This window comes from Nostoc commune NIES-4072 (genome assembly GCF_003113895.1).
GTDB lineage: Bacteria > Cyanobacteriota > Cyanobacteriia > Cyanobacteriales > Nostocaceae > Nostoc > Nostoc commune.
Window position 1 is genome coordinate 2,920,253 of the sequence record NZ_BDUD01000001.1, and the last position, 12,326, is coordinate 2,932,578.

Genomic DNA, 12,326 nt, shown 5'->3' on the forward strand with positions numbered 1-12,326 from the left:
TTTATATATTCCCTTGACTTAAGATTAACAAAAGTTACATATACTTGACAAGTGGACAGTCTTAGACAGTGTGCTACTCATTGGGGTTGGTTAACAAACGCCTTTGGAGCAGGTAACCTATGGTGTACACACAAATGCTGTCGCCTGCGGGCGATCATCGCACTTGTCCTGTTTCTCCCTATTTCCAGGTTCTTGTAACAAAGCTACACTTTGTCAGAGCTTTAAGTCCTCTACCAATTGGTGGTAAGTATGGGTAGAGATGTTGAGTGTCAAATTATTGACCACATCGGCAAGTGCCTGCTGTTTTTGCCAAAGTAACGTGCAACAGCTTTTGATCTGTTGCTAAAAGGCGCTATGCTTTTATTCGTCAAGCGGTCAATATAGGCGTCACCTTGCCAATCCAGGAAAATAGTATGAATCGAAAATTTCTTGTGCCTGAAACGAAGATTTTTCGTTCAAACTAGATCAAAACTAGCAGCATAATCATATGTTGTTGAGAATGGTCATCCAGGTGCCAAATTAGACTAATACTTAAGTTTTTGCGTATTCAAATATTTGAATACGCAAAAAAATTTGATGGCGCTTCATTACTCCCCGATAGCGATACTCTAGGCATAACTTTCTGTACGATTGCTGATTTACCCCCTCAACCCACGCGATCGCTCGTCTTCGATTTTTGTTTAAAAAACTTTATGTTCCCGAACGAGAGCGAATATGATCGGGTATATGATGGCGATCGCCTAATATTTCTAACAAAGGGCCATTAACGTCAAATTTAACCATACTTACCGACGCAACCAAAATATTCACCCGATAGCGATAGCGTCCCAAATCAATCCCCAGTAAACTGCAAAGCATAATCCGAATCGTAGCTTTATGGGAAACTACTAAAACATTTCCTTGGGGATATTTTTCTTGAATTTCAGCAATTACAGGCATAGAACGGTTAGCAATATCTACCGCAGTTTCTCCACCTAGTGGTGCATTCCAAGCGGGTTCTGTCAACCATTTTATATAGTTTTCTGCGTAATTCTCTTGGGCAAACGATTTACTCTTAGTTTCCCATTCGCCGTAACTACCTTCTCTAAGTCCGTCACGCAACTGCATATCCATACCAATAGCATCACAAAATGGCTTGGCAGTTGCAATTGTGCGCTTCATAGGGCTAACATAAACAGCCTCCCACTTCAATTTTTGATACACATCGGCAAAACTGGATGCCATCTGCATACCTTCAGAAGTCAACTCCGCATCTGTTTCACCGCAGAAATTACCACTTTGACTAAAAGTAGTTTCTCCATGTCGCAGTAAATATAAATTGAGTGTCATAGCTTGTATGGCGATTGAGATAAAGGAGTTTGTGCAAAAATAACATAGCATCAATCTCACAATCGAGTCTGTGACACTAGGACAAAGTAATCAACCAAAAAAGTCAATCAACCACAAACTTTAATGCAGTAACGCAGTAAATAGTTCTGATGTTGGTTGTAAATCAATAAGCTAACGCGCCTACATACTGTGCATGGTGCTGCGCCTCAAGCCGCTATATTTATCAGTCGTGCTGTTAAAGGTACAAAGTTATTGGGTGAAGCGATCGCACCTTTATATGAAACTAATTAAAATTTCTGTTTAGTTAAATCTATAATTATTTTAAACTACGGCAAGTCTGTAGGTAAGTTGTATATTATTGAAAAGGCAAAAAAATAAATAGTATTGCCAATACTGCTCGGGTAAAGCATTTTTAACTCGGCATTGGGTTTGGGGTAAAGGTTAAAGGGTAAAGGTTTTTTCTTTCCCCTTTTCCCCAAAACCCTACAAGTATTGCATAGCGGCTACTCTTACGAGAACGCTTTCAGCGAACCCAGAGGGTACGGACTGCCCACACAAAGATAAAAAAGGTATTGATCTGTTCTAAACTAAAGCGGGTTCACGTCGGTTATATGCAGAAGAATCTCCCTTAATAGCCTCACCGAAACAGTGCTGAGTGCTGAGTAACGAGTGCTGAGTAAAAAAAGTAATAAGCGCACTCAGCACAAAAGGTTTGAAGCCCCAGCATGCGGTATGGAAAAACAAAAAAAGATTTATTTCGAGATGCGTAGCACGAGAAATAATGCGTCCTTACTTCAATCCCCTAGATTTATCTATGGGGTTACTCAGCACTCAGCACTCCTGAATCTGCTTACCATCAATACCAACAGGAATATCACCCACAAGTGTAACTCGTTGAACGTGGCGAGGTTGATTACCGTAGTCTGCGATCGCATAATGTTGAGTAGCGCGATTATCCCAGAAAGCCACATCGCCTACTTTCCAACGCCACCGGACTGTGTTTTCAGGACGTGTGATGTAAGCTTGCAACAATTTCACGATTTCATCGGATTCATTCTGTGAAAAACCGCGCAGGCGGCGCACGAACCCACCAATAAATAAACCACGCTCACCAGATTCAGGATGGACGCGGACAACTGGATGGAGGGTTTCGTATACAGTTGAAGTGAAAACAGCCCGATGCTATAATATTTGTGTCTCCAAGGATTAATTAATTTGTTTCACGCAGAGAGTAGGAGTATAAGAGAAGTTTTGCGATCTATGCAGGGTAAAAGACGAATGTTCGTAGTTCGATGCTTTCTCGTGGGGGAGCGTTGGCTGGGCTGGTGGGGTCTTCAAAGGCTGTATGGGCGGCAAAACGGGCATATCCATCTTCTGCGGAGTCGAAGCATTTAATAAATAGTGCTTCTTCTCTGTGCATTTGCGGAAAGTAAAACCATTTATGTTTGGAATTATATGTGATTCCGTATGTTTCACCGACGCGATCGCGGTACACTAAATCACCAGCCACAAGGTCTGTGGGTGGGATACTTTGCGCGTCACACACTGCTAAGGGTGACTCTTGAATTGGTGTTGCGATCGCTCGCCAAACATTGATGATGGCAAATCGTTGTTTAAGTAGCGTATCAATATCATCTATGCCTCGCGCTGCTAGTTCCAAACGGGCGCGAGTATAGCCGGATTTGGCGGTGAAGTCGTTGTGTACGCGCAAGGCAGGTTCTTTAATATTATTCTCACCGGGCTTTGACTGACTGGCATTACGCAAGGTGTGATCAAATATTATTACTTTCGTTGCACCTGTTACTTTTTTTAACAATTGCTCGGCTTCTGGATAGTAGACGCGGCGTACTTCGTCTTCATCGTAAAAGTTGCGGACATTAGTATTATGTCCAGTAAAGGCGAAACCTTCTCGATCTAACGAGATGTTCTCTGAGATAGAACGAGCATTGTAAATTGGCAGTTTGTGCGTTTGATAAGTTGCATTGGTGCGAGGAATCCCTGGCGGTGGTTCGTAAGTATAGTTAACAGGTTTTTCCGCCATTGGAACCAGGTAACTGAGGTTAGCCTCTACGTATGGCAGTTCTGCGGAAATCGGTTTGTCTAGAACTTGGTTATTTAAGCTCATAGGTTATCTCATTTTGGATTTTAGTTAATTTCTATGAATCCATACGTCCGAATGGCACTAAGAAAAGATGAAACCTAGTCAGGGCTATCTTGTTGGGGGTAGGGTGTTGGGTGTAGTGTTTAATAAAATTGAATTTTAGTGCATCAAATAGAACAACATCTTCTTCTTTCCCTACACCCTGCACCCTACACCCTATACCCAAAAGCCAGTAATATCATGGGTTTACGCTTATCAAGCGTGCCATTCATCCATACGTCCTATTTTTGAACTGCACCAACGGGAACAGGTTCTCCGACAACTTTGGCGAATCTTTGCAAATAGAAGTCCACAGGGTTTGCTACTGCTTGAATTGAGGAGCGATCGCCTACTAGATTCCACCATGTCTGCAAACGAGGTGTTTCTGCTGGTAGTGTGAATTTGCGGAAGTGTTCTAAGAGTGGTAAACGTTCAAACCAAGGATAGAAGCTGATATCAACTAGGCTAAACTGATCTCCTAACAAATAATCACCTTTGCCTAATCCTTCTTGTTCAATATATAGAAGTGCTTCTGTGAACTCTCTTCGTCCTTGTTCTTGTTCTTGGCTATCTTTACCGCGCAGAAATTTGTTAAATGCAGGTACAAACCGAGTATTAGCGTAGTCTATCCAGATGCGAGCGATCGCTTTAGCTGCGGGATCACGGGGTAATAGAGGTGGTTCCGGGAAGACTTCATCTAGATATTCATTGATGATGGCGGACTCGTAAATTACAACATCCCCATGTTTGATAGCTGGGACTTTGCCATAGTGGGAAATCTGAGTGTACCCATCTGGTTTGTTCTGTAAGTCAATTTCTATCGCGGTGAAGTCAATGCCCTTTTCCAGTAAGACTACACGAGTCCGTTGAGAGAAAGTAGAGGCTTTGGCGAAGTACAGTTGTATGTTGCTCATGAAATCTTTTCCTTATAATCATCGTGGATGCAGACTATTTGAGATTGCACAACTCCAACTAAAGCAATAAGACAAAAGCCAGACGTGTTAATTAGTGCAGTTCAATAATTGAGTGGCAGGTATCTATGTCAGTTAGATGATATATTACAGTTTATCGGTCGATTTAACGTAGTTTTTATATTATACAGTCTTCCTGAAAATATGTATACCTAATTATTAGTGTAACTAAATAAATATTTAGACATAATCAGGCTTGTCAAAAAGAGGTATTATATGTACTCGAAAGCTGACTTTAATAGGCAGATCCGTCTTGGCTTGCTAGTACCCGCAGGTAACACCACGTTTGAGCCTGACTTTCACTCTGCTTTTTCCAGTCAAGTCAGTATTCATAGCCATCGCGTGATTGCTCAACGCTCACACGCATCTGAGAGCTATGAATCAATGGATGACATTAATGAAGAAGCTGTTAAAGAAGTAGAAAAATTAGCTAGAGCCAGAGTACATTTTGGAGCATACGGCTTTACAACAGCAACATTTTACCGAGGGCGAGTTTTTGCCGAACAACTAGAGCAACGTTTGACGCAGGTGCTAGGAGTACCTGTCAAAGCGTAATGGGTTAAAGGAAGAAGCACTATGAACAGAGTGAACGCAAAGCACACCCAACGCGAACACAACCAGGACTTACGCACTAACAACTTGAAACATCTATCTCCCCTAAAAAAAAGGGGAAACTCAAAAGCCCCTTTTTTAGAGGTTGGGGGATCTCTTATCCGTAAGTCTTAACAACGAACGAAGGATGAAAACTTTAAATAGGGAAAAGCTCATGATACCAAGTAATAGAGAAAACTTCCAAAATCATAAACCAAAGTTTGTTTATTTTAAACTTCCTGCTGCGCTTAAATCTGTCAATTTCTCCTGTTTTGTTATCGGAGAAAGTTTATCTTTTTTCGGATCTTGGATGACTCAAATTGCTTTGGTATGGCTAGTTTATCAACTAACTAATTCGATCCAATTTACGCAGAGTTGGGCTTAATTACACAGTCAAATAAAGGCTAAGTCCGCTTTTATAGGATGTTTATTTGGAAGCGATGTCTACGACGGGCTACGCCTATGCCTAATTCTCTCAACTCAACCTTTCAACCACAACCGCCTTTGATACTTCATCAAAACCCAGCGTGTCGCGCTTGATCCACAGTCTTGTGCAAGGAACAAGACACTGTGCGCCTTTTCCTTTAAGGCTTTGACGGTCTTGCTAAGTTTATTGTAAAAACCTCTTGATTTTCATCACCGATTGTGAGAAAGTCTGATTTAATATCTATAAAATACATTAATTCGATAGATTTACAGTACTTTATGGATTGACCTGAATTAGGTGGTAGTTATAGCTGTGGTTTAACCCCGGCAACATCCTATCAGACTGATTACAACCACAAAGTTATAACAGCCGTGTGATGGAAGCATCATACCAGGACTGAATACTTACATGACTTTCAGGAAAATCAACTTCTATGCAAGTTACCTTCCAGTAGAGTAATCCCAGATTTCATCCTAAATCCGGCGATATTAACTTGTTTTTCCGGAGGCGCGTATTTTGTGCGTGGCTAGTTGTTCTAGCTTTGCAATGCTCATGTATTCACTCATGACTAAACTTTTGTCTTATTTTTGATCAGTGGAGAACATCTCATGCAAGTAGATCCTAATTCTCATGAAGGTTCCGAGCAAGATACTCAGGCTAATAGCGAAGATAAACTGAAACAACCCCGTGTAGCTAACAAACGTTTTTTTGGTACTCACGCCAGCAGACGCTCATTTCTTGGTCGCGCTGGTTTGTTTAGTGCCGCTAGCGTTGTTACAGGAGTTTTAGGTTCAACTTTCTCCTCAAAGAACGGAGGAGATGTTGTACAAGCCCAAGCTATCAACAGGCGGTATTATTATAATAATAATCGACCCTTCGACTACAGGAGGTTTGTTGATAAAGCCTATCGAGTACGTCTTGAAGCAGCGACACGTGAACGAAATATTCCGATTCCGCCGCATCCGACTAATGGCGATGAGGAGCGTTATCCCAACAAAATTGGCTCTGACAGTAGAGGACTCCCACATAATAATCTAGGCGAAGTCAAGCTAGAAGCTTACAACTCTTTGACCAAAGCACTGACAACGCAAGACCCGAATGATTTTGAAAATATCATCTTAGGTGGCGACAGAAAGCTGGTTAATCCTCAAGGGCCTCTGGCAATTAGCCTAGAAGGAATCAATGCAGCGCAGATAGCTGTGCCACCACCACCAGCTTTAGCTAGCGCAGAACGGGCTGCTGAAGCAGTTGAACTTTACTGGCAAGCTTTACTTCGAGATGTACCTCTTTCCAAGTTCCAAAACAATACTGACAACCCAAAAGTCTTAGCAGCCGTCGAAGACCTCAACAAGCTTTCGGCGTTTCGAGGGCCAAAACAAAATGGCCGTGTCACTCCTCAAACTTTGTTTCGTGGTAGTGTCAACTACGTTGGTTCAGGTTCAAGTACAAGATATGTTATTCCACCAGGGGTACTAGATGGGCCCTATCTCTCACAATTTTTGTTGCTAACTATTCCTTGGGGAACTCAGTCTGTTTCGCCATTGATTCGTACTGCTCTTCCTGGTAATGACTTTCTCCTCAATTTCCAAGAATGGTTGACTGTTCAGAATGGAGGTAGTTCCGGGAAATCCATAAAATACGACCCCAAAAACCGTTACATAACCACAGTTCGGGATTTAGGTGAGTATGCCCATATTGGCGGCCCTACATACCTGGGAGCCTCCTTGATTCTTAATAGCAATGGTACACCTTTGAATCCGGGTAATCCCTACGTCAGATCGAAAACTCAAAGTGGTTCAGCTGCAACCTTTGCAGTGGGACATTTACAAGCCTTGCTTAATTTGGGTAGCTCGCGTGCGATTAGAGCATCATACTGGCAGAAGTATTATGTGCACCGCATTCTACGCCCAGAAGCGTTTGGTGGTCTAGTCTACAACAACATTGTTAATAAAACTAAGTATCCGATTAATTCGGAGGTTTTTAATTCCCAAGCTTTGGCTCAGACCTTTAGCACCTTCGGCACTTATCTATTGCCCCAAGCATATCCAGAAGGAGCGCCAACTCATTCCTCTTATACCGGAGGTGCGGCTGCCACTGCTGGCGTCAATGTCACACTGTTGAAAGCGTTTTTTGATGAAAACTTTGTTATCCCCTCACCAGTAGTGCCTGATCCCAATGACCCCACAAAAGTAATTTCTTACAGTGGCCCACCATTAACTGTGGGTGGAGAGTTGAATAAACTAGCAACTAACTATGCTATTGGTCGCGGTCACGGCGGTATCCATTGGCGTTCAGATGGTTCAGCTGCTTTGGCTTTGGGAGAAGAGGTTGCTATTAGCCTGCTTAGGGATGAGAGACTGGGTTACAACGAAAGATTCAATGGCTTCACATTCACCAAATTTGACGGTACAAGAGTCACAGTTTAAACCGATTTTTAGTGTTATATAGAGAATGTAGCGTATGCGATCGCCCTAGCAGCGATAACGAATTTGCTCTTTCGTTAGCATTCGATTTCCGGCGCAGTCAAACTTTCATTCTCAATGATATCCCCTTCTCCTTTACTAAAGGTACTGAAGATGGAAGATCAAGAGTTACAGCAATTCGTTTTTCCCAAGATTGGTTACAACGTAATGCTAACAGTGTCTTGGCAGCGCGATCGCAATTCAATACTGCTCGGTTAAGGATTTTTAACTCGGAATTGGGTTTCGGGAAAAGGTTACTGGGTTTAGGTTAAAGGTTTTTTCTTTCCCCTTTCCCTTTCCCCTTTTCCCCAAAACCCGACAAGTATTGGATGTGGTTTAGTTTAGTAACTTATCAGAACAAACTAAGCCATTATCAAAGATTATACTTCCTACTGACTATCAGGGTTTGTGTGAAATGGTATTAAACTTTGGTGTTCCAAGCTTGGAGTTTGATGTTTTTTTCTCGGGGTTTGTTGTTTGGAACTCGAAGTTTAGTGCTTGGAACAACAAACTTTGAGTTCCAAGCGACCTACGCTTGGATAATAAAATCAGATGTCTTGAGAATTGGCGCACCAGTTAGAGTCACAAATAGACCACCGCTACCGAAACCAGCCGTGCTGCCATTTTCGTTGTAGAACAACTGTCCACTCACAGGATCGTAGACAATTTTCGCCGTGCTAGTCTCCGCAGAAGAAGTGATTTCAAAATCACTCTCGTTACTAAAACCTATTCCCGGAACAGAAGTAATTGTATTAAAGGTAGACTTATTCAGTACAATCTTGTCACTTTGTGTAGTGGCTGCAAAAAATACACCGTAGAATCCATTAATACTATCTAGACCAACATCAGTGCTGTTAAAAGCAGTACTGCTGTTGTAAAGGAATGTGTCAGCACCCTCACCACCTGTGAGTACGTCATTGCCAGCACCGCCAACCAGAGTATCATTGCCAGCACCACCGATGAGGGTATCATTACCAGTTCCACCCCGCAGTAAATCATTGCCACTATTGCCGTTGATGATGTCATCACCTCCCTGACCATTAATCACATCACCGGAGTCCTTAAAACCCGTAATGTTATTGTTAAGGTCATTCAGGAATGTAACGGTGTTTGGCTTAAATAAGTCAGTTTGAGTGGAGTTGGCATCGAAGACATCAAAACTGTCAACGATACCCCTCTGGTTATCAAACAGGATATTACCAATAGCTGGGCTGGTATCAGATGCTGGTAAATTATTAAAGTTTTCTAACAGGAAGTTTTCTAGAATGATTTGGGTATTGCTTGTATTTTCAAAAGTGAGTTCTAGATTGTTGCCATTTTGATTTAATTGCAGATTTTTAGCAGTCAATCCTAATCTAGTAAAATCCAAGGTATCAACTTCAGCAATTACCGCCGTTGATGGATTTGAAGTGTCAACTTCAGGAATTACCGCCGTTGATGGATTTAAAGTGTCAACTTCAGGAATTACCGCCGTTGATGGATTTGAATCAATACCTACGCTACCTACGCCGCCAAAGTCGGTTATGGTGTCGATGCCATCACCTGTTGAGAAGATGAATTTGTCTCGACCACCATTACCAGTGAGCTTGTCGTCACCAGCTTTGCCCTCGATGATGTTGTTGTTGGGTGTGCCGATGAGGATATCTGCACTACTTGTGCCCGTAATCAATTTCTGAACAAAACCTAAAGTGGTGGTTGCCACTGCACTGGTGTTATTCAAATCTTGCCCGTCATCGACGACAAACTCAATTGTAGTGTTAGCATTAGTAGCTGTACTGTTGTAGGTAACGCTGCTGAGGACTTGTCGATAATTGGCAATGGTATCCGTGCCACTAAGAGTGAGAGTGCCTGTGGTAGGGTTGTAGGTAGAGGTGATGTTGCCGATGGCAGTGGCATTTAGGCTTTCGGTTGCGCCATTCAAGAGATTGGTAATGGTGATGGTGGCACCAGCTAGAGTAGTGTCGTTGTCGTCGAGGGTGAAGGTGCTATCGATGATGGAGACGGGAGTGCCGCTAAAGGTAGTGCTAAAATCAATACCCTCTGAGTTGCCGTTGAGGTCGAGAACGGGAGCGCGGTTGCCAAACACCACATAGGTTTGCCCTGAGCTGATGTCGTTGGGGTCGGCAAAAGGTGTCCCAATAATCAGGTCGTCAATACCGTCGCCGTTGATATCTCCAGCACTGCCAACAGAGTAGCCTGAACGGTCATCTGAATTGATACCGTTGATGGTAAAGCCATTTGTGCCGTTGAGGTTGAAGAGGTTGAGTTGGGCACCAAAACCCTCCTTGCTGCCAAACACCACGTAGCTTTGCCCTGAATTGGTGCCGTTGGGGTCGGCAAAGGGTGCTGCGATAATCAGGTCATCAATGCCGTCGCCGTTGATGTCTCCGGCACTGCTGACAAAACTGCTGAAGAAGCCGTCACCTTTATTGAAGCCGTTGATGACGAAGCCGTTAGTGCCGTTGAGGGTGGAGAGGTTGAATTGGGCAGCAAAACTTTCCCTGCTGCCAAACACCACGTAGCTTTGCCCTGAATTGTCGCCGTTGGCATCGGCAAAGGGTGCCCCGATAATCAGGTCATCAATGCCGTCGCCGTTGATGTCTCCGGCACTGCTAACAGAGTTGCCTGAACGGTCATCTGGATTGATGCCGTTGATGGCAAAGCCATTTGTGCCGTTGAGGGTGGAGAGGTTGAGTTGGGCATCAAAACTTTCCCTGCTGCCAAATACCACGTAGCTTTGCCCTGAAGAGCTGTTGGGGTCGGCAAAGGGTGCGCCGATAATCAAGTCGTCAATGCCATCGCCGTTAATGTCTCCAGCACTGCTAACAGAGTTGCCTAATAAGTCATCTTCATTAATGCCGTTGATGGTGAAACCGTTAGTGCCGTTGAGGGTGGAGAGGTCGAATTGGGCAGCAAAACTTTCTTTGCTGCCAAACACTACGTAGGTTTGCCCTGAAGAGGTGCCATTGGGGGAGGCAAAGGGTGCGCCGATAATCAAGTCGTCAATGCCATCGCCGTTAATGTCTCCGGCACTGCTAACAGAGTTGCCTAAGGAGTCGTATTGATTGATGCCGTTGATGGTGAAACCATTATTGCCGTTGAGGGTGGAGAGGTTGAATTGGGCAGCAAAACTTTCCTTGCTGCCAAACACCACATAGGTTTGCCCTGAAGTGATGCCGTTGGGGGAGGCACCATTTGCCCCGATAATCAGGTCGTCAATGCCGTCGCCGTTGATATCTCCGGCACTGCTAATAGAATTGCCTGAACGGTCATCTGGATTGATGCCGTTGATAGCAAAGCCTGATGTGCCGTTGAGGGTGGAGAGGTAAAATTGGGCATCAAAACTTTTTTTGCTGCCAAACACCACGTAGGTTTGTCCTGAATTGTCGCCGTTGGGGTCGGCAAAGGGTGCCCCGATAATCAGGTCGTCAATGCCGTCGCTGTTGATGTCTCCGGCATTGCTAATAGAGTTGCCTGAACGGTCATCTGGATTGATGCCATTGATGGCAAAGCCCGATGTGCCGTTGAGGTTAGATAAGTTGAAAACTGAATTTGCCATAAGTTCGTCCTTTTGTTTGAAAACTAAAATTTTGATGTTTGAAACTCGGAATTTGGTGTTCCAAACTTGAAGTTTAATGTTTTTTTCTGGAGTTTGGTGTTCCAAACGGATTACGCTGATGCGTAGGCGTATCCCGCCGTAGGCATTGCTTGATAGTCCTTAGAGTAAGTTAATTTGACGAACTACCTAAATTTTTGCCAAACGCTGCTGTTGGCGTTGCTATTTATTGATATAATATTGAGTCCGGTTCATTGGTTTAATTATAATTAAGTGAATCTATGCAGAAAGCCCAAAAATCCCTGCTCTCTGCAACCCTTGTGCTGTTTACTATACAGTTTAACTTAGTGCCATTCGCCTTAGAGCCTTTGTGGATTGAGGTGGCGATCGCTCCAAAATCCAGTAGTGCTAACTGGGCTACTTCTGCTGGTTTATGTTGGTATAGAAGCTTGCATTGGCTCTCTTCCTTTTTTGATGTTGCGATCGCTTGGCTATCTGCACAGACTAGAGTAATTATTCTACCGCGTGGTTGATGCGTCATCACCTCGGACTGGGCTGTGCTAATGGATCTGATGGCTGGGGTTGAAATTAAAGGCGACGAAGCGATGATTCAGGTTCTGGCTGACTTCTCAAAACGCAACGCATCTCACGTTTTGGGAATACTCAATCTGATCATTCCGCTATCGGAATCCCCAACGTGGATTTTGGGACAGTATCTCTGGCAACTGGGTATGTCTACTGAGTCACGGCGATCGCTTGAAGATGGGCAGCGTGTTCGGTATTTTCGGAAAGAGGCTTTTCCGATTTTTGCACAGACGGGTAATTATAAGTGATTAACCGGACTTGATAT

9 protein-coding genes and 2 pseudogenes are annotated in these 12,326 nt (G+C 43.6%); 6 read left to right on the forward strand and 5 right to left on the reverse strand.

The genetic code is table 11. From position 1 onward, the window contains the following. Positions 1-119 precede the first annotated feature (119 nt). Positions 120-257, forward strand: a complete 138-nt coding sequence (locus CDC33_RS38680) for a hypothetical protein (protein WP_181373995.1) — start codon at positions 120-122, stop codon at positions 255-257. Positions 258-690: 433 nt separating this feature from the next. Here CDC33_RS38680 and CDC33_RS13010 read toward each other — a convergent pair whose 3' ends face one another. The 4 genes and pseudogenes from CDC33_RS13010 to CDC33_RS13030 all read right to left on the reverse strand — a co-directional run bounded on the left by CDC33_RS13010 (position 691) and on the right by CDC33_RS13030 (position 4,383). Then, positions 691-1,329, reverse strand: coding sequence for a histidine phosphatase family protein (locus CDC33_RS13010; protein WP_109008823.1), 639 nt, complete (start codon positions 1,327-1,329; stop codon positions 691-693). A gap of 831 nt (positions 1,330-2,160) precedes the next feature. Next, positions 2,161-2,511 (reverse strand): annotated as a pseudogene (locus CDC33_RS13020) (TauD/TfdA dioxygenase family protein); the annotation flags it as partial. Between the two features lie 76 nt (positions 2,512-2,587). Beyond that, the gene (locus tag CDC33_RS13025; protein WP_109008824.1) at positions 2,588-3,454 is read right to left on the reverse strand and encodes a CmcJ/NvfI family oxidoreductase; all 867 of its coding nucleotides are present in this window, start codon (positions 3,452-3,454) and stop codon (positions 2,588-2,590) included. A gap of 257 nt (positions 3,455-3,711) precedes the next feature. Further along, positions 3,712-4,383 carry a glutathione S-transferase family protein gene (locus CDC33_RS13030; protein ID WP_109008825.1) on the reverse strand — a complete coding sequence of 224 codons (672 nt, stop codon included), beginning with the start codon at positions 4,381-4,383 and terminating at the stop codon, positions 3,712-3,714. Positions 4,384-4,656: 273 nt separating this feature from the next. Between CDC33_RS13030 and CDC33_RS13035 the strand changes: the two genes are divergently transcribed. The 3 genes and pseudogenes from CDC33_RS13035 to CDC33_RS13050 form a co-directional block, all read left to right on the forward strand. Continuing rightward, on the forward strand, positions 4,657-4,995 hold the full coding sequence (locus CDC33_RS13035) for a hypothetical protein (protein WP_109008826.1): 339 nt from the start codon (positions 4,657-4,659) through the stop codon (positions 4,993-4,995). A gap of 1,071 nt (positions 4,996-6,066) precedes the next feature. Continuing rightward, positions 6,067-7,884: a vanadium-dependent haloperoxidase gene (locus tag CDC33_RS13045; protein WP_109008827.1), complete on the forward strand. Its 1,818-nt coding sequence runs from the start codon at positions 6,067-6,069 to the stop codon at positions 7,882-7,884. Between the two features lie 53 nt (positions 7,885-7,937). Further along, positions 7,938-8,126, forward strand: a pseudogene (locus CDC33_RS13050) (ShlB/FhaC/HecB family hemolysin secretion/activation protein); the annotation flags it as partial. 323 nt (positions 8,127-8,449) lie between these two features. Here CDC33_RS13050 and CDC33_RS41235 read toward each other — a convergent pair. Continuing rightward, positions 8,450-11,479 (reverse strand): beta strand repeat-containing protein, encoded by a 3,030-nt coding sequence (locus CDC33_RS41235; protein WP_109012561.1) that lies wholly within the window; start codon positions 11,477-11,479, stop codon positions 8,450-8,452. A gap of 278 nt (positions 11,480-11,757) precedes the next feature. Between CDC33_RS41235 and CDC33_RS13060 the strand changes: the two genes are divergently transcribed. Together CDC33_RS13060 and CDC33_RS13065 are read left to right on the forward strand one after the other, a co-directional pair. Then, positions 11,758-12,009: a hypothetical protein gene (locus CDC33_RS13060; protein ID WP_109008828.1), complete on the forward strand. Its 252-nt coding sequence runs from the start codon at positions 11,758-11,760 to the stop codon at positions 12,007-12,009. 30 nt (positions 12,010-12,039) lie between these two features. Next, positions 12,040-12,309, forward strand: coding sequence for a hypothetical protein (locus tag CDC33_RS13065; protein ID WP_181373996.1), 270 nt, complete (start codon positions 12,040-12,042; stop codon positions 12,307-12,309). Positions 12,310-12,326 lie beyond the last annotated feature (17 nt).

What these genes read in the sequence shown, in the direction of transcription:
- CDC33_RS38680 (WP_181373995.1), top strand. Translation starts at nt 120, where the DNA reads ATGGTGTACACACAAATGCTGTCGCCTGCGGGCGATCATCGCACTTGT.
- CDC33_RS13010 (WP_109008823.1), bottom strand. Translation starts at nt 1,329, where the DNA reads ATGACACTCAATTTATATTTACTGCGACATGGAGAAACTACTTTTAGT.
- CDC33_RS13025 (WP_109008824.1), bottom strand. Translation starts at nt 3,454, where the DNA reads ATGAGCTTAAATAACCAAGTTCTAGACAAACCGATTTCCGCAGAACTG.
- CDC33_RS13030 (WP_109008825.1), bottom strand. Translation starts at nt 4,383, where the DNA reads ATGAGCAACATACAACTGTACTTCGCCAAAGCCTCTACTTTCTCTCAA.
- CDC33_RS13035 (WP_109008826.1), top strand. Translation starts at nt 4,657, where the DNA reads ATGTACTCGAAAGCTGACTTTAATAGGCAGATCCGTCTTGGCTTGCTA.
- CDC33_RS13045 (WP_109008827.1), top strand. Translation starts at nt 6,067, where the DNA reads ATGCAAGTAGATCCTAATTCTCATGAAGGTTCCGAGCAAGATACTCAG.
- CDC33_RS41235 (WP_109012561.1), bottom strand. Translation starts at nt 11,479, where the DNA reads ATGGCAAATTCAGTTTTCAACTTATCTAACCTCAACGGCACATCGGGC.
- CDC33_RS13060 (WP_109008828.1), top strand. Translation starts at nt 11,758, where the DNA reads ATGCAGAAAGCCCAAAAATCCCTGCTCTCTGCAACCCTTGTGCTGTTT.
- CDC33_RS13065 (WP_181373996.1), top strand. Translation starts at nt 12,040, where the DNA reads ATGGATCTGATGGCTGGGGTTGAAATTAAAGGCGACGAAGCGATGATT.